This is a genomic window from Bacteroidales bacterium (assembly GCA_012519055.1).
Lineage (GTDB): Bacteria > Bacteroidota > Bacteroidia > Bacteroidales > Salinivirgaceae > JAAYQU01.
In genome coordinates this window covers 1-25,768 of sequence record JAAYQU010000026.1, presented here as the reverse complement: position 1 = coordinate 25,768, position 25,768 = coordinate 1, and the positions used below count along the sequence as shown (strand labels likewise).

Below are 25,768 nucleotides of genomic sequence, written 5' to 3'. Positions count from 1 at the left end.
CAATTATTTTTACGATGATAAAACAAATAGATCAAAAATGAAAAAGAAATTAACCCGTTCAGACGATAAGATTATAGCTGGTGTTTGTGCAGGTATTGCAGAATACTTTGGTTTAGATATATCTTTAGTGAGAATAGGATACATTTTACTATCGCTTATTGGTGTGGTGTTTACTGGAATTTTGGCTTATATTATTCTTTGGATAATTATTCCAGATAAACAATGAACAATTAACAATAAGCAATTAACTAACTGAAAATCAATTAATTAATGTTCCGTGTAAAACTGTTTAATCTGTGTCCCAATTTCTTGCAACTTTCTACTTTTAGCTTTCAACTTTCTTTGTCACTATGACACCTTTTTGTATTTTGTTGTGCCAAATTTTCATTCTTTAACAATTGGCAATATCTTTGCACGATAAGAGAGAAAACAAGTAAGCTATGTCGAAAAAAGATAAATCAAAAGAGAAAGAAATTAAAAAAGAAATTTTAGAAGAGACTGTTGCTCAATCGAAGCAAACAGAGCAAACAAACGAAATTGACGAGCAGGAGACTCCAGTTGCAGAGGAACAAGAAGTGTGCAATGAGGAGATTTTGAAAAATCAGCTTGATGAGATGAACGATAAGTACATCAGGTTAGTTGCCGAGTTTGATAATTACAAGCGGCGTACACTGCGTGAGCGTATTGAACTGATTAAAAGCGCCGGTGAGGATATTTTTAAAGACATTTTACCTGTAATAGATGACGTTGAGAGGGCTATTCAAAACATTGAACAGTCGAAAGATATTGAGGCTGTTAAAACAGGTATAAACCTAATTCACTCCAAATTTATTGATTTTTTGAAGCAAAATGGAGTAACAGTGATTGAAACAACGGACAATGAGTTTGATCTTGACAAACACGAAGCTGTAACAAAGATACCTGCTCCAAGCGAAGAGCTGAAAGGAAAAATTGTAGATGTAATTAAAAAGGGTTACATGTTGAATGATAAGGTAATAAGATATTCTCAGGTTGTAATTGGAGAATAAACAGAATTATAAACAAAGACAGAATTAATTATGTCAAAACGAGACTATTACGAAATATTAGGCGTTTCTAAAAATTCTGACAAAGAGGAGATAAAAAAAGCATATCGTAAAATGGCTTTAAAATATCACCCTGACAGAAATCCGGGGGATAAAGAGGCTGAGGAGAAGTTTAAAGAGGCAGCCGAAGCATACGATGTTTTATCAAATGACGATAAAAGAAGCAAATACGATCAGTTTGGCCACCAAGCCTTTTCCGGCGGTGCTGGAGGTTGGTCTGGCGGTGGCATGACTATGGAGGATATATTCTCCTCATTCGGAGATATTTTTAGTGATACTATTTTTGGTGGGTTTAGTGGTTTTGGGCGCGGAAGCGGTGCTCGAAGTGTCAATAAAGGAGGAAATATTAGAGTAAAAATTAAGCTCGATCTTTCCGAAATTGTTAATGGTGTAGAAAAGAAAATCAAGATAAATAAATATGTTGCCTGTAAAAAGTGTGGTGGGACAGGAGCAAAAGATTCTAGCAGTTATTCAACTTGCACTACTTGCAATGGTTCAGGTCGTGTAACCAGAATTTCAAATACTTTTTTGGGACAAATGCAAACCACTTCGGCTTGTTCTGCTTGTGGTGGCGAGGGACGTATCATTAAATCGAAATGTACATCTTGTCATGGCGAAGGTATTGTAAAAGAAGACGAAGTTGTTGCAATAAAAATACCCGCGGGAGTTGGAGAAGGAATGCAGATGTCTGTTACTGGAAAAGGTCATGCTGCAAGACGTGGTGGAATTAACGGTGATTTACTTGTGGTAATAGAAGAAGAGCAGCATAAAGAACTCATCCGTGATGGCAATGATCTTGTTTACAATCTATTTATAAGTATTCCCGAAGCCATTTTGGGCACTACTGCCGAGATTCCTCTTGTTGATGGCAGGGCGAAAATCAAAATAGATGCGGGCACACAATCGGGTAAAATATTGAGATTGAGAGGTAAAGGTATTCCCGAGTTAAATGGCTACGGACAGGGTGATGTTTTGGTGCAGGTAAACGTTTGGATACCTTCGAGTGTGTCAAGAGATGAAAAGAAAATTTTAGAACAGTTTAAAGATTCGTCATCGTTTGATCCCGAGAAAAACAATGCAAGTAAAAATGTTTTTGAAAGGATGAGAGACGGATTTAGGTAAAAAAGTAGAGACGTCACATTGTGGCGTCTCCGATACCTAATTTATTTAGAGACGCCATGGTATGACGTCTCTACAATATTTCAATTTCCAGAGACGCCATGATATGACGTCTCTACAGTTTAACTTTCAGTTAGTTGCACAACGAGTAGTTTCGCGCTTTCAACATCATTTGACGAGTTAATGCAGTTAGCTCTAATTTTATTGATTCACGATTAGCAGCACTCATTTTAGTAGTTTCACAATTCTCTTCAATATACTTCTCTTGAGCTAAGTTGCAACCATCGGGATTGGTACTAGATGCCTGGCTTGCATCGCAGGAGTATTTTTTGCCATCGGGTGACAAATAGTAGCAGTTGCCTTCATCAACAGGGCAGCAAACACTAGGAATTTCACACGAAGGATTAATATCAATTATTGCACTAAAAGCTTGACAAAAATCATCTTCTTTAGTCTCTTTGCAACTAACAGCGAATGCTGCTACAAAAACAAACAGTAGGAGCGGATAAAATTTAATTTTTTTCATAATGATCAGTTTTATTAGTTATTAATTTGTGTTAGGTGATAATTTAATATTTTTTTTAATAAATCATACTCTTTAAAGCCATAATATATTTTTCTATCGATTACAAAAGTAGGTACTCCTTTCAACTTTAACGTTTCAAACTCTTCAATATTTTGTTTCAGATAATTATCGGCATCTCCTCCTAAGATACATTCAGCTACTTGTATATCTTTATCAATAAATTCATCTATCATGTCGTGAAAATCGGCAGTGTAAACAATATTGCTTTGATTTAAAAATAATTGGTGCAAATACTCATAGTTGCCAAATTTATTGACACAAACTGATGCTTTCATTGCAGTTGTAAGATCTTGGTTTGCTGTTTTAAATGTTAATCTTAGAATTATTTTAACCTTTCCTGAATTTATAAACTCATCTTCAATTGCCGGATAGACCTCCTTGAAAAATTTGCGACAATATGGACATCCATAGTTAGCATATAAAAAAACCGAAACTGATGCTGTATCTTCACCAAAAACAATATCTAAGTCTCTTTGGGACAGTTCTGTACCAATTTGTCTAACTTTATCTTTGATAAAAAAAGTTTTCACAACAACTATTGCAAGTATAGCTATTGATACAGTTAAAATAAAAATATAAAATACCTTTTTTTTATTTAACATTCCTGTTTAGAATTAACTTTTATCTATTTGATAATAATTATGTTACTGATTTTGGTTATTCTGTTTTAGGTTTGTCAGATTTTCTTATCTCTTTACGAATTAAATCGGTACTATAACTCACTAATTTGGGATGGAACAGTAAGCTTAAACCACGTTCTTGAACCCTAATTTCGGCTGTCATTACTCTTTGCATTCGTTTGTTATCGAAGCCATATTTTGTGTTGCCATCGCGATTTAAAGCTAATAGGTTTAATCCTTTTCGGGTTGATTCATCACCATCAAGCAAATCGGACTCTTTCATTTGCTTTTTAAGCAATCTGTTAGATTTTCCTACAAGTACGTCGCCTAAGTGAGCCTTTAGGTGTAACTGATATTCGTCTCCAAAACTAACCATTCCAAATGCAGATATGTCTGTCGCAGTGCTAACTATATCGGTTTTTGGGAAGTAAATATTGTTATCATATATGAAAATACCGCTATTCAATGTTCTGAAAACAATATTCTCTAACTCGCGTAAGCCTGTAAATTTACCTAATTCTCTGATAGGCTCGTAGTTATAAATTCCTCCGTTTTCAAGTTTAAGATCTCCGCGTACAATTATTTTATCGTATAAAATGCTGTCGCCCTGCATAACGATACGTCCATCGACTGCGCTTGTAAGGATACCGCTGATATTTTCGTGAGTAAAATCATCTAGTCCAGCGTAGTCTTCAATCTCAACTAGCATTTGGTTCACATCCATTTTGTCGATAATGTTTTTAAACATTATCACTGTTGATACAGTATCTCGTGTGTCATAAACTGCCGATGTTGTCATACTACCACCATATGCGCTGAACTTAAGCTGATCAGCAATGTATAAACTATCATCAACACGGAATTTTGTGGTGATATCGTTCAGAGTAATATTTTCATATTTAACTTTTTTGACAGCAAATGTACCTCGTGCAATGTAAGGTGGGATATAGGTCTCTTCTGTTGGGACTGTTTCGGTTGCTGTTTGTTCTGCAGCACTCGATTTGGTTCCCGTTTGAGTTTTAGCGTTAGTTTCTGTTCCTGTAGCAGTATCTATTTTAGCCTCTGTTTTTGTTTCAGCTTTTGTTTCTGTATTTACTTCTGTTTTGGTTTCTGCCTCAGAATCATCTTCCTCACTCTCAAACAGATGCGCAAATTTATTATAGTCAAATTCGCTTAAACTGATTTCAGTGTTGGCTACTATTAGCGGTACACCCTTTTGCTCAAGCATGAAGGCTTTATATACATTCCATATCTCGGTAGAGTTGACTTTCAAATCAATTCCATGTAATTTAGCGTAGAGGTTGTCAATTTTGATGGTGTCCTGCGCCATTTTCATATCAAACTTCATGTTGTTAAATTTAATAAGCGTATCGCCAAACATTTCAAAATCAAGGTCTCTGACTTTTAAATCAATTTTTGTTTGTTCAAAAAGAATTGGATTTATGTAATTATCTATCGAATCAAGGTCAATCTGTCCGTAGGTGTCTATTGTTAACTCAACCTTGCCGGCAATTTGTTCCGCAATAGAATCAGGAATAAAGTGCTTGATTTCGTCAATATCAACCTTTATCGTGGTTGTAAGTTCAAAATCGGGCTTGTTCAAATCTTTAACTTTTCCATATCCAGAAATAGAGTTGCTGCCAGTAACGAAATTAAACGAATTGATATTGGCTTTAATATTATCTAAATCATCAATATTGCCAATTAGTTGAAGGGCAATTGACGAAGGAGCAAGGTTTAAATCATATTCCGGTAAATCAAGATACAGGTTTCTTATTACTAAGTTTTTACCTTTCATCAAGTGGAAGTCAACTCCAAGATTTTTAATAACATTGACACTATCAAGAGCAGTATTTAGATTGCGAATTTTTAAATCTAAAGTGGTATTATTCAGAAAATAATCGGTACTATTCTCTATATCATCTGGCAGAATACCTTTTGTATGCATATCTAAAGCTACTAAACCCGTGATATATTCAACAGTACTGTCCGGAATAAACGAAACGAAGTCATTTATATTGATGTGTGATTTTACTAACAGATCGTATCTAATTTTGTCTAAATCAGAGGCTTTGCCCGATATTTTAAAATTGCTTTTGTTAATAAAAAAGCTAAAATCATTAATGTTAGCATTAACCGTGCTCAGGTCGTTAGGGTTATCAATCAATACGGCGAGATCAATGTTAAGTTTCTCTATTTTAGGATATTCGGTAGTTACGACTGTTCCGTTTTTAAATGTAATCTTTGTGCTTACCGATGGTAAAAGCAGAGTGTCATAAACATAACCCTCAACTTTGGCTTCGATATCTAAAATTCCTTTTACTTTCGATATTCCAACCTCTTTCTTGATATCATCCGGTGCATATTTAAAAAGCTCCTTTATATCGAATTCTTTAAACACAACAGCCAAATCAACTCCAATGGAGTCTGCTAAGTTAACGCTACCAGTAGATTCTATTTTTGCCCCGTCGGTAAGTAGTTCAAGTTCGTTAATATGGGCAAATCCATTTTTATAGTCAATATTAAAGCCCAATTCTGTCTTCTGCATTAAGTGTAGATTTGTGCCGCCAAGGGCGCAGTCAGTTAATTCGATAGAGCCTTTAACACTTCCCAAGTAATCGTCGTCTTTGACTTTTCCCTTAACTCTGATTTTTGGGATATAACATCTTGCTTTGGCTTTAAGCGATTCGTCGTTGTAGTTTAGCTCAATATCGCCAATGGTAAGATTTGCCAACAGTATATTTAAAGCTGTTTCGGAGGTATCAATAGGGATGCTCTGTTCTTGTTCGAGCGAATCAATCGCTGTAGAGTCGGAAGCAATTAAAAAATCGAAATTGGTAACACCGGCTGTATCGACAAAATAGTTAAGTTTAATACCCTCTATCTCAATTTTATTTATCTCTATTCTGTTTGATAGTAGTGGTCTAGTCTTAACCGAAACGTATAGTTTTCTTAATCTGACAAGAGTATCGGCAACCTCAAAATTTGCAGAATCGTGGTTTTCAAACTCTTTTCCAATTGTAAATCCATCAAATTCAACTGTTGCATTCGGAAAGTTCCTAAAAAGTCGTAACGATATGTTTTCAATACTTATCGGAGCTTTAACAATATGACTAACCTCTTCTAATGCCAACTGTGTAATAGTGTTTTCCGAATTTAATGCAACTGCTATTAGTACTACTACCAGAGTGATAACTGAAAGGATAGTAATCAAAAGTATTTTTCCTAATTTACGTAAAATTCGTTTTATCTTCATTTCTCTATTATTTACTACAGTTAGACATATTTTGTAACAATGCTTATTTAGAATAAATTCAGTTGAGCCACCAAAACAAACGGCGATTTGAAACAGTTTGTTTTTTAATTGCTTCTATAAGTTCCTCACCTCGTAAATTTTGTGCGATAATAGTGCCGTCTCCATCAACTAAAAAGTTAGCGGGAATGGCTTTTATATTGTATTCTTTGGCTGCTTCATTGCGCCAGCCTTTTAAATCTCCTCCATGCGAGGACCAGTACAGACTGTCTTCTGTAATAGCCTTTAGCCATCTGTCACGGTGGCTATCTAAAGTTATGCTAAATATTACAAATCCGTTTCCATTTTTGAACTCGCTATCTTTAAACATATCATAAGCCTTGATCAAATACGGAGATTCCCTTCTGCAAGGTACACACCACGATGCCCAAAAATCAATTAAAACTAATTTACCCTTAAAGTCAGATAGTTTTAAAGTGTCTCCATTGGTATTAAGCTGAATAATTTCCGGAGCTTTTTGCCCAACATTAACAGATTGTCCTGAAGTGTTATAAAAAGCACAAACAGTGAAAAATGTGATTACAAGTAGTTTACGGATCATTCTTTCTTATTTTTAAATTACGTAACTGCAATTTGTAAAAGTAGTTATTTTCGTTGATAAAATCTTTATTTATGTCACAATAAAATACTATAATTTATGTTTTTTCAAAGAAAGAGTTTGTTAAAAAAAATTCAATTATATTTAATGCCCGATTTTCGATTTAAAACTAATAATTAATCAAGTCAACAATAAAAACAAATACAATGAAAAGAATATTAGTAGTATTAATGACAACCATCGCGTTTACGCAAATTCAGGCACAAAGCAATTTACGAGATGAGTTAATTGATTTGGAAAGCAAAGGTCAAATTCAGAAAGGTGTTACGGTAGCCGACCAAATGCTTGGCAATGCTTTGAAAGAAAATAATCACACAGATTATATTTTCGCAGCAATATATAAATTGAAGTTTTTGCCGCGAGTGTACGAGTTAGAGAGTAACAATATTCACGATTCTTTAAAACTTATTATCCAACAAGCCCCCGAAAAAGCCAAAGCGGCGTTAAAACTGATGGAGGCAATATCGTTGTCAAGTCAGTATAGAGCAAACAAATGGAGTATTGATCAAAAGCCCGATGATGGTGTAGAAAATATTTTGTTTGATGAAATGAGCAAACACGATTATTTCAGACTGGTTAGTGCCGCTATTGACGAAGCTCTGAAACTTGCTCAAAAAGAGGAAGATAAAATAACATCATATAAGGAGTTGTTTGATGGAGACGATTATTATTTGAAGTATTTCCCAAAACTTATAGATCAAATATTTTTCCAAGGAATAGAGTTGCTATCAGAGTATGACGGCAATAGCTACGAGTTTGATAGTGAGCAAATTTCTAATATCCAAAACTGTGAATCAACGTCAATGCCCTTGAAAAAATCGTTAGAGATGTTTGGGCAATGGCATAAAGCAAATGCCTCTAACCTAGAAATATTGGGATTTATAGAGTTAAATCGTTTAGAGTGGATAAACAAACGCAACAATCATATAAGTAGATTTGAACTGTATGAGGCTGCTTTAAAAAACCTATTAGAAAAATATAAAGGAAATGAAATTTGTGCTGATATGCAACTAGCTTTGGCACAACACTATAAGATGCTATCGCAACAATATAATCCTACAGATACAGCTACTGTAAAATACTACGGCACACTGCAACAAGCATGGGATATCTCAAACGAAATAGAAAAAAAATATCCCGACACTCATGCAGCTAAGCTTGCCAAAAACTTAAAATATGATATAGAGCTGAAAGGATTATCAATTTCAACTGAACAATATCAAATTGCAGATAAAAATATGGCTGTAAGCCTGTCGTATTCAAATTTATCGAAAGTAAAAATCACTATAAAAGAGGCTGATGTTATCGAAGTGTTTGCATATAGCTACAACATAAATACAAAAAACTCGAAAGTGGTTTATGAAGAGTGGTTTGATTTACCCAAAACCGATGATTATTACAAACATACAACCACATTGGTAATTCCTTTCGGTAAATTAGGTTCATATTCAATCGAAGCCTCGACAGATAATGAAATTGATGAGATTGCAACAACGTTTTTCCATGTTACTAAAATGGCAATGTTTACTGAGTCAAAAGACGAAAATAACACAAACGTATGGTTAGTTGACGCAAATAATGGTAAAGCCGTTAGTAATGCTAAAATAGAAATATTAAAATATGAATATGGCAGGGATAGAAACAGAGGTCGTCAGAATGTCAAGATATTAGACAGCTATACAATTAAAAACGGCTCTGTTTCAGTACCTACAAAAACTTTGTCGGGGGCGTGGGTTATCAGAGCTATTAACGGCAACGATACTCTGTTGCAAAATATTTACACCCCTTATTATAGTGGTTCTGGCAATCAAGTAATTAATCGTATAGAAATGTTTACCGACAGAGAAATTTATCGTCCGGGACAAATCATACAGGTAAAAGGAATTTGGTATAGTGGTATGAACGAAGAGTGGAACGTAGTTCCAGGGAAAAGTGTTACGTTAACAGTACGTGATAATGTCTATAAAGAGATATCCAATTATAGCGTAACAACCAATGATTTCGGCTCATTTAATTTCTCTGTACCAATCCCCGAAGATATACAACCGGGTTATATGACAATCAGTACTCAGCAAGGAAGTAGAGGAGTATATGGAAGCAAAACGGTAAGAGTAGAGTCATATCGCCGCTATACCTTTGATGCAAAGTTTGTTAACCCCGATAAAACAACTGTTCCGGGTGATGAGGTTGTTATTAAATTAGAAGCCGAAACCTACAGCGGAGTTAAGTTGAATACGTTAAAAATTGTGGGAGATGTAAAACTTACATCACGTCATATATGGTGGCTACCACCAGCAGGAAAAACCGTTGCAACGATTGACGCAGTTGCCGATGAGAACGGAAGCGTTCTAATACGTTTTAAGTCTGATAAAAACTTGAGACATCAAACCTACAGCATTACGGCTACTATAACAACTCCAGCAGGAGAAAGTCGCGATTTTAATCATAGCTTTGTAGTATCTGACCATCCTTACCGACTTAGTTTAAATAAAACAAAGCTGATCAAGGGTGAAACGTTACCGAATATCAATATTGGTTTGATAAACGGAGAAAAATGTAGCGATATGGTAGAACTCTCTCTTAATCAATTATCGCCACCAAAAAATATATTGTTAAAATCAGCCCTTGCAAAACCTGACAAACATTCGCTATCTAAAGAGGAGTGGGAAAAATTAATGCCACAAACCGAATACAGCGGCGAATTAGATAAAGCAAATTATAAGATTGCCAAAAATATTTGGTCAAGTAACGTAAATGCCGATAAAGCCGAATTTCCATCTGATTTACAAAAAACCTTAGATGAGGGGACTTACAGCTTAACCATGACAGTAGGAGGGAAGAAATACACCAATTATTTTACTGTTGTAAATCCTGCAAAGAAAGGATTAGCATTGCCCGAAATACTCGACGTATATTCAAGTACTAATAAAGCTACTGCTGGTCAGGAAATAACAATAACTTTTGTGTCAGCAGTTAAGAATATTGATATATGGTATGGCATATCTGCTGGTAACAAAACATTGGAGCAAAAGAAAACAACTATAAAAAATGGAAAATTTACTGTGAAATTTAAAGTTGGACCACAACACGAGGGAACACTTTACGTAAACTCGATAGTTGTTTACGGCGGAAAAACAGTAAGTAAAACTCTTAATATACCAATCGAACGTTGGAGCAAACAGCTTCAGATAGAGACAATTACAATGCGAAACAAGATTGTTCCGGGCGAGCAAGAGACATGGAAGTTTAAACTGAAAACACCAGATGGTCGTCCTTTAGATGCAGAAGTTGTTGCGTCGATGTACGATATGAGCTTAGATGCTTTTGTTCCGGGAGGCGTAAGGGCGTTGAGTATTCACTATCCGATAAAAAATACAACTCAGTATAACACTGGCACCAACCGTTTGGTTAATGGAAGAGCTTCACAGCAACAGTTTTATGTTGCGCCGCCTTCAATGATTCACTGGAACTTCTTGGGTTATACAAGTTTCTCTTATGGTAACGTCTATTTTGACACTTATAGGCGAGAGCCACATCCAGAGGCAAAAATGGAATTAGCTACGTCGAGCGGAGAAACAGAGAGAATTGATGAAGTAGCTATACAAGAAGAGAGTGTTGATGCAATGGCACAAGGAGCTCCAGCAGGCGACGAACCCGCACAGGCAGATAAGACAGAGATACCAAGTGTTCGCACAAATTTCAACGAAACAGCATTTTTCTATCCGTTTATCGAGCACGATGAAAATGGAGAGTTTACACTCAAATTTGAGTCCCCCGAAGCGATAACAAGCTGGAGAATGCAACTCTTTGCACATGACAAAAAGCTATCTATCGGTTATTACGAGGGTGTGGTTCAAACCCAAAAACCTCTGATGGTAATGCCTGTTTTCCCGCGTTTTGCATATACAGGTGATAATCTTACAATTAACGTTTCGGTTTACAACGTAACAGACTCGGTTTTAACACTCCAAACAGGAGCGCAAATCACCGATACACGCAGTGACAGCGAGCTTGAAACTGAAATAAACGAAAAAACTATTGTACTGAAACCAGGCGAAAACAAGTCATTTAAAGTAACGGTGAAAGTTCCAACTACACCCGGATTTTTAACGGTAAAAATATTCGCAAAAGCTGGCACATTTACCGATGGAGAGGAAAAAATAGTTCCTGTATTTCCTAACAGACAGTTAGTTACAAATACAATGGCTCTGTGGGGAAAACCAAGCACCACCACCGAGTACAAGTTTGATAACCTGTTGCCAACCGATATTACCGAGGATAGCAAATTGAAACTTACCTTTGAGATGACCACAAATCCAACGTGGTATGCGATACAGTCGTTGCAGTTTTTCGATAATCCTAATCCAAAGTCGCCGTTTGCGCTTGTTGAGTCAATTTTTGGAGTACAAACAGGTAAATATCTGATTAATAAATATCCCGAAATTGGTAAAACAATAACTATTTGGCAAACAATAGAACCAGATGCTTTACAGTCTAAACTGCTTACAAATAAGGAGTTGAAAATCACCGATATAGAAAAAACCCCTTGGTATATCGATGCAACAAGTGAACAGGAGCAAAAACGCAAATTAGGTATGTTTTTAGATAAAAACAATATCGAAAATCTGACCGCAACTTCTATCAAAAATTTAAGTAAAATGCAACACTCATCGGGCGGATTTTTGTGGGTACCAGGTTGGGAAGCAAGTACTTACGTTACACTATACGTGTCGGAACAAATCGGAAGAGTTTCCAAAATTGATAGCGAGGTGTTTAATCAATATCCTGAATTGAAAACTATATTAAAAAGTGCAATAAAATACTTGGATAAAGAGTTAGACCGTGAATTTGGACAACTGTTAGCATCAAAAACCGATACTGCAAAATATATGACCCCATATTTTATTGTACGTACACTATATGTTAAGAGCTTAGTAAACAGTAATTTCAAACCAACGACAAAAGCCGAGAAGTACTATTTTAATCACGCGAAAAAATATGCTTTAGATTATAACCTTTACGGTCAGGCAGTTTTGGGAACATTGGCGCGTAGTTGTGGCGATATTAAACTCGCTACAAAAATATACAAGGCAATTGACGGCAGCGCAGTTGTACATCACGAGAAAGGAGTCTTTTGGCGACAAAACGTTCAGGGTTGGGAATGGTATCAAGCGCCAATATCAACACAGGTGCGTATAATGGAGTTTTACCAAGCTATGACTGCTCCGACCGAGAAAATTGAAGCCATGAAAATTTGGCTTATAAGCAACAAACGCACACATATGTGGAACGACGGCTTATCAACATCCGAAGCAGTTTACGCTCTGACAACAAGTGGCAAAAACTGGCTTAAAAACAATGAAGCTGTTACCATAACCCTGTCGAACTTGAAAATCGTAAGCTCAGATTATCAGCAACATGCGGGTACTGGTTACTTTAAAACAACTTTCGAGGGCGATAAAATTCCCGCCGATATTAAAACCGCAACTATTAACAATCCTAATAGCAATCCCGTATATGGCGGAGCTTATGCGCAGTTCTACGAAAGCTTTGATAAAATCAAGCCATGGCAGCAAAATCTTACAGTTGATACCAAGCTCTTTACCTTTACACATCAAGGAGATGAGGTTGCTTTGAACGAGGTAAAAGATAATAAAGTTAAGCAAGGCGATAAAGTAAGGGCGCGCGTAACAATAACCTCTGACCGCGAGCTTGAGTATGTAGTTGTACAGTTGCCGTTCCCAACTTGTTTCGAGCAAGTCGACCAAACAAGTGGCTTCCAATGGAGGTTTGGCAATAACCATTATATACAAAATTACGATAACAGAGCCGAGTTCCTGTTCTATCGACTAAGACAAGGTGTAACCGTAATAGAGTTCGACCTATATACCTTACGTACAGGCGAATATTTATCTGCACCAACAACAGTGCAGTCGTTATATGCACCTGAGTTTAGTGCTCATACCGCAGGGGTGAGAATTTTGGTAGAGTAGTTTTGGATTAGCAACTGTTTTTTGTCCGTAGGACAACATATGATTAACCATAGGCGCAAGCCTATGGGTGTGCCATAAGCACATAATCCCACCCGTAGGGTGGCACATTGCCTCAATGCGTTTGTGTCGCCCTACGGGCGAAAGTTAGAGGCATTGCAGTTTCCGTAAGATAAATCTTACGGTTAATCTCATATTGTCCTACGGATAATTCCACTTGCTCCTCGCACCTTTTACCTTCTAATTACTGACTTCTATACTTCGGTGTATTAAGCTTGTCGAAATGCTCCGCTAAGCACACCGCCCTGTAAATTTGTAATTCGTAACTCGTAATTCGCAATTGTTAATCGCTTCACTCTTTTAACTATTATAACTTTTAACTACTTTTGCACCGTCAATATAAAAACCATTTCTAATGTACGCTATTTCAACCGAAAATGTAACAAAAACATTTATCAATCACAGAGCTTTAGATAATGTCTCCATAGACGTGCCAAAAGGAACAATATTCGGATTGTTGGGACCAAATGGAGCAGGAAAAACAACTCTGATTCGTATTATCAATCAAATTTACGCCCCTGACAGCGGGATTGTTAAAATTGATGGAGAAATTTTATCCCCAAAACATACTGCAAATATCGGTTATCTGCCCGAAGAGCGCGGACTTTATAAAAAAATGAAAGTAGGAGAGCAGGCTATCTATTTAGCCCGATTGAAAGGACTTTCACGACACGATGCTTTAAAAAGGTTGAAATATTGGTTCGAAAAGCTCGAAATCCAGTCGTGGTGGGATAAAAAAGTTGAAGAACTCTCAAAAGGTATGGCGCAAAAACTACAATTTATTATAACTATAATTCACGAGCCTCAACTACTTATTTTCGATGAGCCTTTCAGTGGCTTCGACCCAATTAATGCAACTCTTTTGAAAGATGAGATGTTAGAGTTGCGCGAAAAAGGGGCAACAATAATTTTCTCAACCCACAATATGAGCAGTGTCGAAGAGCTTTGCGATGATGTGGCACTTATCAACAGGTCGAGAAAAGTTTTAGAGGGCAATGTCGAGGAGATTAAGGAACGATACAGAACACACTCATACAAAATAGATTACGCTGGCGATTTAAACCAAGCAGCAAACGGAGAAGGTGTTTTTGTAATTAAAGAAACAGAAAACGTTGGAAAATATATGCGCGCCGTAGTGCAGACAAAAGAGACAACAATGCCCAACGATTTGTTAAAAAAGCTAATTCAGCATGTCGAAATACGTTCGTTCAACGAGATACTACCATCAATGAACGATGTCTTTATCAGAGTAGTACAAGAAACCATGCCAAGTGATAACCAATAAAACCCAAGAGAGATGAGCAAAATATCAAATATAATTCAACGCGAATACCTTACACGAGTTAGAAAAAAATCGTTTATTGTAATGACCATTTTAGGTCCAATCCTATTTGCAGCAATGATTATTGCTCCTGCATGGATTTCAACACTCGACAGTTCCGATGAACGTAAAGTGGCAGTTATTGACAGTAGCGGCATTTTCGACTACACCAAAATTCTAAGAGAGGTAACCTTACAAAACACCCACAACCTTAAGTTAGAGATATTTAGGTTAAATAGAGAATCGGGTGATTACGCATATCTCTTTAAAGAGTTGGCAGACAGGTTAGATGCAGTGGTTCTCCAGCGCGATGAAAATATAGCTGAAAATATCAAAATCACGTTAAAAGGAACATTAGAGACATTAAAGAAAAACGAAATATTGTCAGAAGAACAGTTTGAAACTATTTACAACAGACACGCCGAATACTACGATGCCCTTTTAGTTGAGTTTGAGAGCATTAAAGGACGTATCCCCGATGACGACAAAACCAAATTCACTTACGTTGATATATCTTTAGAACAGATTAAACACGCACTGAAAGACAATATTTATTTTGCAGTGGTCTATATTCCCAAAAATATTCTATCGACCCAACAGATACAGATTTATTCGACTAAAGCTGTGTCAATGAATCTTAGGTCGTATATCTGCTCAAACATTGAGCGTGCTGTGGAAAACCAAAAAATGATTGAGGTTGGGATATCGCAAGAAGATATGAAGCGTATAAAAACCAAAATCAATGCGCAAACCATAAAGTTAACCGAAGAGGGCGAAGAAAAAGTGAGCCGTCCGGAGTATGCCATGATTATTGGTTATGTAAGCGGATTTCTGATCTATTTCGCGATATTTATGTTCGGTGCACTTGTTATGCGCGGTGTAATTGAAGAGAAATCAAGCCGTATTGTTGAGGTTATACTATCGTCTGTTAGACCATTTCAGCTTTTGATTGGCAAAATAGTGGGAGTGGGATTAGTGGGCATAACACAGTTCGCCTTGTGGATAGTTTTGTCTGTTGCGATTGTTATGGCTGCCGGGAAATTTTTAATGCCAAGCAGTCCTGAAATTGTTGAACAACAAGCACAGGAGTTGGTATCTTCGGGAGCAATGCAAGATGTACAAGCCTTAACAGATGACGACCAACCAGACATAACTGTGATTTTCAAATCGCTAAGTGTTATTAACTTTCCGTTGATAATAGGAATGTTTCTATTCTATTTTGTTGGAGGATTTTTACTATACGGAGCCCTGTTTGCGGCTGTAGGTTCTGCTGTTGATAATGAGGCTGATACACAGCAGTTTATGATGCCCATTACAGTGCCGCTGATAATTGCACTGTTCGTTATGATAAACGCAATGCAGAATCCCGAAGGAAGTGTGGCATATTGGTTTTCAATAATTCCGTTCACTTCGCCTGTAGTTATGATGGTAAGACTTCCGTATGGAGTACCTGTTATTGATATTGTTATATCAATGGTTCTGTTAGTGGCAACATTTATTTTTACTACGTGGTTAGCCGCAAAAATCTATAAGACAGGCATTTTAATGTACGGCTCTAAAGTCACTTGGAAAGAGATTTGGAAGTGGATAAAGCATAATTAATTGCTATCTATAGAAAGAAAAAATACTTAAGTCGAAAAATATAGCAATATTTAATTTGAAAAATCAAATTATGTGAGTACTTTTGCAGTCCCGTAAAAATAGTGTTACGGGTAACAAAAATAACTAATTAACTATTTAATAATTAAACAAATGAACCAGTACGAAACCGTTTTCATTGCAAATCCCGTTTTGTCTGCTGCGCAGATGAAGGAAGCGGTCGCAAAATTTCGTGATCTCATTACAGGCAACGAGGGTGAGATTGTTCACGAAGAGGACTGGGGGCTTAAAAAATTAGCCTATCCTATCCAAAAGAAAACCACAGGATTTTACTACCTGTTGGAGTTCAAAGCAAACCCTGATTTTATTAGTAAGTTTGAGACAGAGTTGCGCCGCGATGAGAAAATCATGCGATTTTTAACCGTTAAACTCGATAAATTCGCCATCGAGTACAACGAACGCAAACGCGCTAGAAGAGGCGAAGTTAAGGACGAACAAAAAGTGGAGGAATAGTATCATGTCAACAACGCAAAATCAAGGGGAAATACGCTACTTAACCCCGCCATCAATCGACACCAAAAGAAAAAAATTCTGTCGTTTTCGCAAAAGCAGAATTCGTTATATCGACTATAAAGACCCCGAGTTCTTGAAAAGATTTGTAAACGAGCAAGGTAAAATTTTACCTCGTCGTCTTACAGGAACTTCTTTGAAATACCAACGCAAAGTTTCACAAGCAGTTAAACGTTGCCGTCATTTAGCCCTATTACCATTTGTAACCGACCTTTTAAAGTAAACGAATAAAATACCATTTATCATGGATGTTATATTAAAACAAGATATACCAAACCTTGGGAATAAAGACGACATAGTTAAAGTAAAATCAGGCTATGGACGTAACTATCTTATTCCGCGAGGATTAGCAATAGTTGCGACACCATCATCAGTGAAGATGATGCAAGAGATGAAAAAACAACAAGCTCACAAAGAGGAAAAACTTCGCGCCGAAGCTGAGGAGATTGCAAAACAACTTGAAAATAAAGAGATTAAAATTGGTGCAAAAACCAGTTCAACAGGAAAAATCTTTGGTTCAGTTAATACTATTCAAATTGCCGAAGCTCTTAGCAAAAAAGGATTCGATATCGACCGTAAAAAAATCACTATCGAAGGCGATGTAATTAAAGAAGTTGGCGAATATGTAGCCAATATAAAATTACACCGTGAAGTTGTTGTAAGTTTGAAATTTGAAGTTGTAGCTGAATAGTTACAAGACAATAAATATTTTGAAAGGCTGCTCTTTTTAGGGCAGCCTTTATTTTGTAAGCAATGAGTAACTAATAGCACGCCAGTTATATATACCGAACCTCCAATTTCTTGTGGTCGCTGTTAGCAGTAGTTCGCTATTAATATTTTGTTTGTCCCTTCTACATGTCTATATATTCTATATTTAAGCCCTCGTTTCATCAATTTGTTTTCTATGTCTTTAGTCTCTGTGTAAGGATCACATAAAGTATTGAAAATAATCGTTCCGCCAAGACACAGTTTGTTAATTATTCCACGCCAAAATTCCAGTAATAGGAATTTGTCTGGAATCTTATTGTCAATGAATAGATCTATAATGATTAGGTCGAACATACTATTGTCATTCATGACATAATCAAATGCGTCATCGCAAATTATTTTAGTTTTATCGTCTTCAGAGATTCCGAATTCATTTTTGGCAATTTCAATTATTACCGGGTCAATGTCAACAGCAGTTATTCTGTTAGCGTAATTAAACTCATTTCTTAATGTTTTTAAAACGCAACCACCCCCTAGCCCCAGAACCAAGATGTTCTTTGTTTTAGAAAGATCGGTATTCAACAAGCCGAATTTCAAAACTCTTTGCAATGCTCCATAAGAATAATTTGTGTTCTCTGTATTTAACAATGTTCTTCCGTTAAAAGTGGTCAATTCAAGATAACCGTTGTACTCAGATTTTATTTTTCTAGTTAGAGGGAAAATAAAACTTACTATTTTTCTTTTCATACAAATTACTGATAACGTTCTGGCGGTATGTTTTGTTTGAGTGCCCGACGTTAGGAGGGTTGGCGCAGTTTTTGCCCTCGCGGCGCTAGCAAAAATATCTCTTTTCGTATTTCGGGTTATCTCGCCGCTGCCACAGGTTTGTTGGGTATTACAAATTTCTCTTTTTATACATCGTGTTATAGGAGCGAGCAAAAACTGTGATAAGCAAATAAAATATACCGTCCTGTTGTGGTGCGTTTTTAATCACTAATAATAATACAGTTTAAATTTTTACCGTTATAAATAACACCGCTTTCATTGGTTCGCCTATTATATTTTGTTTTATTGTCTTTCAGTAATGCAATAATTTCCTTTTTAGAATTTGCAATTATTGTATCTTTTTCTGTTTCAATCATTAAATAATCTGTCTTTAAGTCGTTTTCATTTAATTTTAAATTAAACAATAATCCTGTGAATTTTGAAACTAAAATCATTGAGCTGTCTGGTCTCAATACAACTATAGTACTGTCAGTGTTCTGGCAATATGGATAATCTGATATTTTAGATATCTCATATTTATCAAGACTTGGCTTAACTGTCACTTTAGCATTGAATTCTGAAGTATTATATATTGTCAATACTTTGAATCCTTCGCAACCAGATAAAAGCATAACTAAAAAAAATAATGTCAGTGTTCTCATAGACTGCCTTTTTTAAAATGCACCACAACAGATAATTTACGAAACAAATATACAACATTCGTATATTATTTTTTTATTTTAAACACCAATATTTTTATATATCTCAATAAATCAATTAAATGAAACAAATAAAACGGATTAAAAACATTTGTGTTTAGAGTGTTTTGACACATAAATGGTTACTATTTAGAAAGCAAGAGAAAAAGCAAATTGCTTTTATTTTTGTTAAGAAAATATAACATATTTTAAATAATTATCTTATATTTGCTAAGTTAGGGTTTACGTAGAACAAAGGGATGTGTTTTTTAACATTGAAACACAGGCATTGAGACTTTTTTAGGAATAGCCAAAAATGATTCACATGACGTTTTTTATATTTCATTAATACTATGTATCATTTAAACAAAATTAGTTATGAAAAATCTATCATTTAAGAAAATCCTGTTGATTCCTTTTCTAGTGACAGGTATGTTTGCGCTACTCTTCATCAGCTGTGAAAAAGATGATAATGATGGTGGAAGTAGCGGAGTTAAATCACTGGCAGTAACAGTGAATTTTACGGGCAGCGTGACCCCCGAGGTTGGTGATGAGTTGACCGTATTTGTTTTTAATAGCAAAATATCGGAGCTTGATTTTGATAGTATTTCCGGACCCGATATTTACGTTTGCCTTACTTTAACACAGTCAGACATTGACAATGGTGTCACTGTTAACTTGGATACGATTGATTTGAATAAGCCCCATATTTATATAGGCGCTTTAGTTGATATAAACAATGATGGGGGACCAAGCCAGGGCGATCTTGCAGAATTCTACGAAAATGTGACTTTGATGGATGCTTTTTCGAATGTTGCCCAGCCGAAAAATTGTCACGGTTTGAGCTCAGTGGTAATCAATTTGGATGAAGTTATAACGATGCCCTCACTGGATGTTACCGTGAATTTTACGGGTACTAAAATTCCTTCAGTCGGCGAAGAGCTGTTTGTGGTACTTGTATATGCTCCTTTTCTAGAAGTTGACATGGAAAATGACGGTCCTGATGGTCTGCTGTCTCATACCCTTACGGCCGGTGATATTACAAACGGGATAACGCTTACATTTACAGATCTCGATCCTTTTGCAGCAGAAATATATATAGCTGCTTTTGTAGATTCAGATGGTGATGGAAGTCCTGGAAAAGGCGAACTTATAGAATGCTATCAGGATGTGAGTGCTGCTGCACTTCTGTCCGGAGCAGCAAATGCAACGAACGTGGCAGGGGAAACAGCTATAACCATTAACCTTGATGAAGTTTTGGAGGGCTCCTCATTGGCAGTGACAGTGAATTTTACGGGTTCAACAAAACCTTCAGTCGGTAGCAAACTGAATGTAGTGATTTTTTATTATCCTTTATCAGGAATTGATATAGAAATCGAAGGGCCTGATGTCGTACTGTCTCATTTTCTTACGGCAGATGATATTACAAACGGGAAAACGCTTACATTTACAGATCTCGATCCTTTTGCAGATGAAATATATGTTGCTGCTTTTGCAGATTTATACGATGATGGAGAAGGTCCTGTAGAAGGTGATCTCGTAGAAGTCTATCAAGATGTGGATGTTGCTGCAGCTTTGTCCGGGGAAGCAAATGCAACGAACGTGGTCGGGGAAACAGCGATAATCATTAACCTGGATCTGGTATTTCATATGCCATAAGGAGTAAGAGTATAACAAAAAGTTATTTTTGGTTATTTTGAACTACGGCTGCCTTAAAACAAGGCAGCCGTAGTTATTTCTGTTTCTTATGTTATTTCTGTCTTTAGGGTAATAATATATGTTTACCAGTTTTTTGTTAAACAGTTAAAAGATCCTTAGGAATGATTTCATATATCTTTTTATATTACCGTTTAATATTACTTGTAAAACATAATGGTTTTGGAAATGAATTAATTAATACTTACCTGTATTACCAATACGATTTTTTATATTCTCAAGGCGTTTATTTAATTCTTCCTGATAGGCATCCCAGTCTGTAATAATTTTTTTAGCTACTCCTGTTTCAATAGCGGCTTTCGCAACAGCTGTAGAAACTCTTGAAATTAATCTTGGGTCTAAAGGCTTAGGAATTATGTACTCTTTACCAAATTCAATTTTGTCAATATTATAGGCTTTTTTTACACATTCAATCACTGGTTCTTTAGCCAGTCTTGCAAGAGCATAGGTTGCGGCAACTTTCATCTCTTCGTTAATACATTTAGCTCTAACATCTAATGCTCCTCTAAATATAAAAGGAAATCCTAATACATTATTAATCTGATTTGGATAATCCGATCTACCAGTTGCAAAAATCAAATCGCTGCGCGTAGAAATAGCATCGTGATATTCAATTTCAGGATCGGGATTTGCCATTGCAAAAACTATCGGATTTGGAGCCATTGACTTTAACATCTCTTTTGATAGCATATTAGCCACAGACAATCCTAGAAACACATCTGCTCCTTCCATAGCATCAGCCAATGTGTGAATATTTCTAGAAGTAGCAAATTGTTTTTTATATTTATTTAAATCGCTTCGTTGTGTAGTTATCACACCTTTGGAATCTGTCATTACAAGGTTTTCAGGTTTAACTCCCAATGTAATGTATAACTTCGAGCATGAAATAGCCGCTGCGCCAGCACCACAAACAACCACTTTAATATCTTCAATTTTTTTACCACTTAGTTCAAGAGCATTTAATAGTCCGGCACCTGAAATAATAGCCGTTCCGTGCTGATCATCGTGAAAAACAGGTATATCTAACTCTGCTTTTAACCTCTCTTCTATTTCAAAACACTCGGGAGCTTTAATATCTTCTAAATTTATTCCACCAAAAGTTGGAGATATAGCTTTTACTATCTCTATTAATTTATCAGGATTATTTTCCGCTACTTCGATATCAAAAACATCAACATCGGCATATACTTTAAAAAGCAAGCCTTTACCTTCCATTACAGGTTTTCCTGCTGCAGGACCGATATTGCCTAATCCTAACACGGCAGTACCATTAGTAACAACTGCTACTAAATTGCCTTTAGCAGTATATTTATAAACATCTTCGATATTATTTTTTATTTCAAGGCAAGGTTGCGCAACACCGGGAGTGTATGCCAACGTTAAATCATATTGTGTTGAATACGATTTTGTAGGGATTACTTCCACTTTGCCGGCTCTGCCTTCTGAATGGTACCTTAATGCTTCTTCTTTAATATCTTTTGACATGTTTTTTTAATTTTATTAAGTTTTCAAAACAGCAAATAACAACCTATAAAAGTAAAAAATAAATATATTATAAAATATAATTTGAACAAATAATTTTTAACTACTTTAAATTTAAGTACTACGAAAATACTGATAATTTGTCTTATTGTCATCTTTTGGTGCCATAAGTTTTGCACTGCTTTTTTGTTTACAATAGCACACAGCGGCTGGCGGTATGAAACGTTGGGGATTGCGGGCTACTTTCCTGTCAAGTTACACCGAATTTGATGCGGGGCAGAATGTTTGAATAACCACTTAAACCCCAATGTTTTATAAACGGCGTTATGATACGTTTATTTGTCTAATCATGTCATTTTCAACTGACTATTTTATTCCAAACGGAATTTTTAAAGATATACTAATATTTCTTCCTTGATTATAATAATTCAACGGTTGTAATGTCGAAAGATGGTCAAAATACTGTGTGTCGAAAATATTGTTTACAGATATTCCAAAATTTAAAATTTGGCGTAATACATGAATGTCAGTATTAATACTAAAGTTAACAAGCGTATATCCATTTGTTTCTGTCTCATATGGCGATGGATTGCTTTGTTTTAATGCAGTTAGCGCAGAAAGTTTGATTGATGGCTTCTTCAAAAATCCAATTTTTTCACGTTCTGCTCTTATTTCATAACGAAACTTTTGAGCAGGTATAAAGGGCAAATAATTACCATTTTCTTGTTTGCCAATTACCAAGGAATAAGTCCCTTCAATATGCAACCAAGGTAACGATTTAGGATGAAAATGGATTCCTGCTTCACCACCGTGTAGAGTCGCATTTGTTTGCGAGAAACGATAAATACTAATACCATTTGATGTTGTATCTGTAGTTGGTGAAATAAAAATATAATCATTAATTTGATTATAAAAACCAGCCAAATCAAAGGATAAAAATTCACCATGATAATGCATATTTAAATCCGTTTCAAATGAATTTTCTGGGGATAAATTCTCATTCCCAATCTCATATCTGTTTCCATGCATTCCATTTGATGTAAGTTCGGATAAATTCGGTACACGATAGCCTTTTGCAAAATTAGTCCTAAGCGTTGTTTTATTATTAACACTATAAGTCGCACCTATTGATCCGTTAAGGTTTGAAAATTCTTTGTTTACTGGTGCGTGATAACCGCTTGTCCCTTCTATTCCTAATTCAAAGGTTTTAGTTTTATACATATCGAATCTCAAACCACCCTGTAATTTTGTTTTTCAAAAAAAGTGTATTGTGCCAATCCTAAAAAACCTATGTTATTTATATTGGCATCAGGTAAAAATTGAGAAGCTCGATTGTTAAGATTTTTGTTATTTTGCAACATGCCTTGCAATCCAATAATATATTCCGATTTATCGTTGGGAGGAAAATATAATTTAGATTCATAGGTAATGGTATTCAAATTCATTTCAACAAAAGGAACATCAAGTGTTGTTTGAAGTTTTCTCAGTGCGTTTTGATAAGCTACATTTATATTCCATTTGAATTTGCCTAAGTAAAGGCTGTTTTGAGATGAAAGCAATTGATGCTCCAAATCCTGAAACCAGATTTCATTTTTCCGTCCTTGTTTTGTTATCAATAGCTTTATAGCAGGTACAGTCATTCCTAAGTCTTGTTTAAAATAATCATAGGTAAGTTTAAAAGTTCCTATCTTCCCTGTATGTCCCATATTGGCATTGAATGTCATTTCATTGAACCGAGAATTTGGAACATAATCACCACCGCCTTGTAAATAATCGGCATGGGTTTTATTTCCAAACCGAAACCCACCAAAAAGTTTTTTAGAAGCTCCTTTTAATCCGATGCTATTGTTCATTCCAAGTGTATTAGAATGTAATTGCATACGGTAATCTCCAAGTATTTTTCCTACAGGTGCAGGTTTTTCTTTTATAAAATTTATAACTCCACCAATTGCATCCGAACCATAAAGTAAAGAAGCAGGTCCCTTGATGATTTCTACTCTTTCCACATCGTTGTCATCTATACCTAATGGGTGGTTTTCACTGAATTGATAGTTTTCAATTCGCACACCATTATTCATAACCAAAACATCATTCATTGAAAGACCACGTATTATAGGTTTTGAAATACCCTGTCCTTTGGATATCATATCAACACCCGGAACTTTGGTTAATGATTCCATGAAATTAGGTGTACCTGATAAAGCAATATCCTTGCTTTTCAATACGTCAATTTTTACAGCATTTTCATGTTGAGAACTGACATAGCTACCTGTAATCACTACTTCCTGCGATTGAATAATCGCTATTGTCAATAAAGCATCTACTTTATTTTCAGGTTGTGTAATGTCAACTATTTTCATTTCGGTATTGTATCCTACAAATGAAAATTGAATTTTAATTTTTCCGTTTGGAATATTACTAATCAAATATTCTCCTGCTTGATTAGTTATTGTCCCTTTATTGAGTTCAGGCAAAAAAACTGATGCACCAATTAATGGTTCATTGTTAATATCTGTCACTTTGCCTTTTATTTGATTTTGAGCGTTTACTTTTATGAAAAGAAATAACACAAAGAAAATTAAAACGTTTTTCTTCATTTTATTACGATTTTAAAATTTACAAATAAGTTTTATTGCATCATTTAATACCGATTGGACATACACTATAGTCCAAAAGAACGATAGCGATGTTTGGACTATGTGTCTGTAACATCGGTATTTACCATTGTAAAATTTTAAAAAGCTTGGACTATTTTAAAATTACAAGTGGTATAAGATATAATTATTTTATCTGTAAAAATTGGTGGTGCTCGTAATAAGAACGAATACTTTGAATTATTACAACAATATACAAAATTGTAATTATCATTTAGTTTTACACTGTAATGGTGTTTTTGTGTAGTTTGTATATGCTTTTCAACTGAAAAAAGTGACAGTTCAAAATTTAGAATCGGACATTTTTTGTGATATTCATGAAAATACTTCTCATTCTTTGCATTACAATGAAAGTGGTAATGATGGTGGAAAAGTCCGTCTAAAAGCTTAATTGTCATAGGTGTCATAAAAATGAACACCAGTGTTAGTGAAATGATTTTTTTAAGCTTTTTTGTCATTCTAATTACTTGTCAGTTGTACTTTTTTAAATGTGCTTTAACGGTGTGGGCTATGCGTAGTGCGGATTTTAAAGCACTTCACTTTCAATTTATTGCTAAATTTCATACTGGCACAATCTTTCTATTTATTATTGTCGCCAGCATTATGTATAGCCTTTGTTGTAGCTAGTTCTATTTCTTCAATTGTTGGTAATTCAGTTTTTATTTCTTTCGGAATTGCATTGTTAATTTCATATTCTGCTATTCCAATAGGTTGTGTCATTCCCCTTAGTGCATATTCTGCAATTATTTTAGATTTAGATTTACACAACAGCAATCCAATAGTTGGGTTTTCTGCTTCCGTTTTTAAAATATCGTCTATTGCCGACAAATACAAATTCATATTACCAGCAAATTCCGCTTTAAATTCAATTGCTTGATACTGTC

The 25,768-nt window shown here is 35.5% G+C and carries 20 protein-coding genes; 10 read left to right on the top strand and 10 right to left on the bottom strand.

Translation table 11 applies throughout. From position 1 onward, the window contains the following. Positions 1–37: 37 nt before the first annotated feature. From GX311_05135 to dnaJ, 3 genes are all read left to right on the top strand, one after another. Positions 38–226: a PspC domain-containing protein gene (locus GX311_05135; GenBank protein NLK15764.1), complete on the top strand. Its 189-nt coding sequence runs from the start codon at positions 38–40 to the stop codon at positions 224–226. A 214-nt stretch (positions 227–440) separates the two neighbouring features. Beyond that, on the top strand, positions 441–1,028 hold the full coding sequence (locus tag GX311_05130) for a nucleotide exchange factor GrpE (GenBank protein ID NLK15763.1): 588 nt from the start codon (positions 441–443) through the stop codon (positions 1,026–1,028). A gap of 30 nt (positions 1,029–1,058) precedes the next feature. Beyond that, on the top strand, positions 1,059–2,207 hold the full coding sequence (dnaJ, locus tag GX311_05125) for a molecular chaperone DnaJ (protein ID NLK15762.1): 1,149 nt from the start codon (positions 1,059–1,061) through the stop codon (positions 2,205–2,207). Between the two features lie 130 nt (positions 2,208–2,337). On the opposite strand, the gene GX311_05120 is transcribed toward dnaJ, so the two are convergent. From GX311_05120 to GX311_05105, 4 genes are read right to left on the bottom strand one after another with little or no spacing between them, the layout of a single operon-like run. Further along, positions 2,338–2,730, bottom strand: a complete 393-nt coding sequence (locus tag GX311_05120) for a hypothetical protein (protein ID NLK15761.1) — start codon at positions 2,728–2,730, stop codon at positions 2,338–2,340. Between the two features lie 14 nt (positions 2,731–2,744). Then, positions 2,745–3,392, bottom strand: a complete 648-nt coding sequence (locus tag GX311_05115) for a thioredoxin domain-containing protein (GenBank protein NLK15760.1) — start codon at positions 3,390–3,392, stop codon at positions 2,745–2,747. A 55-nt stretch (positions 3,393–3,447) separates the two neighbouring features. After that, entirely contained in the window at positions 3,448–6,666 is a 3,219-nt protein-coding gene (locus tag GX311_05110; GenBank protein NLK15759.1) for an AsmA family protein, read from the bottom strand. A 58-nt stretch (positions 6,667–6,724) separates the two neighbouring features. After that, positions 6,725–7,264, bottom strand: a complete 540-nt coding sequence (locus GX311_05105; GenBank protein ID NLK15758.1) for a redoxin domain-containing protein — start codon at positions 7,262–7,264, stop codon at positions 6,725–6,727. Positions 7,265–7,467: 203 nt separating this feature from the next. Between GX311_05105 and GX311_05100 the strand changes: the two genes are divergently transcribed. The 6 genes from GX311_05100 (at position 7,468) to GX311_05075 (ending at position 17,552) form a co-directional block, all read left to right on the top strand. Beyond that, complete coding sequence (locus GX311_05100) at positions 7,468–13,314, top strand: hypothetical protein (GenBank protein ID NLK15757.1); 5,847 nt, start codon at positions 7,468–7,470, stop codon at positions 13,312–13,314. Positions 13,315–13,726: 412 nt separating this feature from the next. After that, the gene (locus tag GX311_05095; GenBank protein NLK15756.1) at positions 13,727–14,656 is read left to right on the top strand and encodes an ATP-binding cassette domain-containing protein; all 930 of its coding nucleotides are present in this window, start codon (positions 13,727–13,729) and stop codon (positions 14,654–14,656) included. Positions 14,657–14,668: 12 nt separating this feature from the next. Then, positions 14,669–16,294 carry an ABC transporter permease gene (locus tag GX311_05090; GenBank protein ID NLK15755.1) on the top strand — a complete coding sequence of 542 codons (1,626 nt, stop codon included), beginning with the start codon at positions 14,669–14,671 and terminating at the stop codon, positions 16,292–16,294. A 150-nt stretch (positions 16,295–16,444) separates the two neighbouring features. Next, complete coding sequence (locus tag GX311_05085) at positions 16,445–16,804, top strand: 30S ribosomal protein S6 (GenBank protein ID NLK15754.1); 360 nt, start codon at positions 16,445–16,447, stop codon at positions 16,802–16,804. A gap of 4 nt (positions 16,805–16,808) precedes the next feature. Beyond that, positions 16,809–17,084: a 30S ribosomal protein S18 gene (locus GX311_05080; protein ID NLK15753.1), complete on the top strand. Its 276-nt coding sequence runs from the start codon at positions 16,809–16,811 to the stop codon at positions 17,082–17,084. Between the two features lie 21 nt (positions 17,085–17,105). Beyond that, a complete protein-coding gene (locus GX311_05075; protein NLK15752.1) occupies positions 17,106–17,552 on the top strand; it encodes a 50S ribosomal protein L9 in 447 nt (148 codons plus the stop codon). A gap of 122 nt (positions 17,553–17,674) precedes the next feature. Here GX311_05075 and GX311_05070 read toward each other — a convergent pair whose 3' ends face one another. Together GX311_05070 and GX311_05065 are read right to left on the bottom strand one after the other, a co-directional pair. Continuing rightward, complete coding sequence (locus GX311_05070) at positions 17,675–18,316, bottom strand: methyltransferase domain-containing protein (GenBank protein NLK15751.1); 642 nt, start codon at positions 18,314–18,316, stop codon at positions 17,675–17,677. Between the two features lie 239 nt (positions 18,317–18,555). Then, on the bottom strand, positions 18,556–18,996 hold the full coding sequence (locus GX311_05065; GenBank protein ID NLK15750.1) for a hypothetical protein: 441 nt from the start codon (positions 18,994–18,996) through the stop codon (positions 18,556–18,558). Positions 18,997–19,410: 414 nt separating this feature from the next. On the opposite strand from GX311_05065, the gene GX311_05060 reads away from it, so the two are divergent. Next, entirely contained in the window at positions 19,411–20,691 is a 1,281-nt protein-coding gene (locus GX311_05060; protein ID NLK15749.1) for a hypothetical protein, read from the top strand. 234 nt (positions 20,692–20,925) lie between these two features. Here GX311_05060 and GX311_05055 read toward each other — a convergent pair whose 3' ends face one another. The 4 genes from GX311_05055 to GX311_05040 all read right to left on the bottom strand — a co-directional run. After that, entirely contained in the window at positions 20,926–22,233 is a 1,308-nt protein-coding gene (locus GX311_05055) for a hypothetical protein (GenBank protein ID NLK15748.1), read from the bottom strand. 363 nt (positions 22,234–22,596) lie between these two features. Then, the gene (locus GX311_05050; GenBank protein NLK15747.1) at positions 22,597–23,463 is read right to left on the bottom strand and encodes a TonB-dependent receptor; all 867 of its coding nucleotides are present in this window, start codon (positions 23,461–23,463) and stop codon (positions 22,597–22,599) included. Beyond that, positions 23,460–24,827: a TonB-dependent receptor plug domain-containing protein gene (locus tag GX311_05045; GenBank protein NLK15746.1), complete on the bottom strand. Its 1,368-nt coding sequence runs from the start codon at positions 24,825–24,827 to the stop codon at positions 23,460–23,462. The genes GX311_05050 and GX311_05045 overlap by 4 nt, the downstream gene beginning before the upstream one ends. Before the next feature lie 636 nt (positions 24,828–25,463). Beyond that, the coding region (locus GX311_05040; GenBank protein ID NLK15745.1) for a DUF1016 domain-containing protein at positions 25,464–25,768 on the bottom strand (305 nt) is incomplete at its 5' end.

Excerpts from the sequence above, each read along its gene's own strand:
- GX311_05135 (NLK15764.1), top strand. The coding sequence starts at position 38 with ATGAAAAAGAAATTAACCCGTTCAGACGATAAGATTATAGCTGGTGTT.
- GX311_05130 (NLK15763.1), top strand. The coding sequence starts at position 441 with ATGTCGAAAAAAGATAAATCAAAAGAGAAAGAAATTAAAAAAGAAATT.
- dnaJ (NLK15762.1), top strand. The coding sequence starts at position 1,059 with ATGTCAAAACGAGACTATTACGAAATATTAGGCGTTTCTAAAAATTCT.
- GX311_05120 (NLK15761.1), bottom strand. The coding sequence starts at position 2,730 with ATGAAAAAAATTAAATTTTATCCGCTCCTACTGTTTGTTTTTGTAGCA.
- GX311_05115 (NLK15760.1), bottom strand. The coding sequence starts at position 3,392 with ATGTTAAATAAAAAAAAGGTATTTTATATTTTTATTTTAACTGTATCA.
- GX311_05110 (NLK15759.1), bottom strand. The coding sequence starts at position 6,666 with ATGAAGATAAAACGAATTTTACGTAAATTAGGAAAAATACTTTTGATT.
- GX311_05105 (NLK15758.1), bottom strand. The coding sequence starts at position 7,264 with ATGATCCGTAAACTACTTGTAATCACATTTTTCACTGTTTGTGCTTTT.
- GX311_05100 (NLK15757.1), top strand. The coding sequence starts at position 7,468 with ATGAAAAGAATATTAGTAGTATTAATGACAACCATCGCGTTTACGCAA.
- GX311_05095 (NLK15756.1), top strand. The coding sequence starts at position 13,727 with ATGTACGCTATTTCAACCGAAAATGTAACAAAAACATTTATCAATCAC.
- GX311_05090 (NLK15755.1), top strand. The coding sequence starts at position 14,669 with ATGAGCAAAATATCAAATATAATTCAACGCGAATACCTTACACGAGTT.
- GX311_05085 (NLK15754.1), top strand. The coding sequence starts at position 16,445 with ATGAACCAGTACGAAACCGTTTTCATTGCAAATCCCGTTTTGTCTGCT.
- GX311_05080 (NLK15753.1), top strand. The coding sequence starts at position 16,809 with ATGTCAACAACGCAAAATCAAGGGGAAATACGCTACTTAACCCCGCCA.
- GX311_05075 (NLK15752.1), top strand. The coding sequence starts at position 17,106 with ATGGATGTTATATTAAAACAAGATATACCAAACCTTGGGAATAAAGAC.
- GX311_05070 (NLK15751.1), bottom strand. The coding sequence starts at position 18,316 with ATGAAAAGAAAAATAGTAAGTTTTATTTTCCCTCTAACTAGAAAAATA.
- GX311_05065 (NLK15750.1), bottom strand. The coding sequence starts at position 18,996 with ATGAGAACACTGACATTATTTTTTTTAGTTATGCTTTTATCTGGTTGC.
- GX311_05060 (NLK15749.1), top strand. The coding sequence starts at position 19,411 with ATGAAAAATCTATCATTTAAGAAAATCCTGTTGATTCCTTTTCTAGTG.
- GX311_05055 (NLK15748.1), bottom strand. The coding sequence starts at position 22,233 with ATGTCAAAAGATATTAAAGAAGAAGCATTAAGGTACCATTCAGAAGGC.
- GX311_05045 (NLK15746.1), bottom strand. The coding sequence starts at position 24,827 with ATGAAGAAAAACGTTTTAATTTTCTTTGTGTTATTTCTTTTCATAAAA.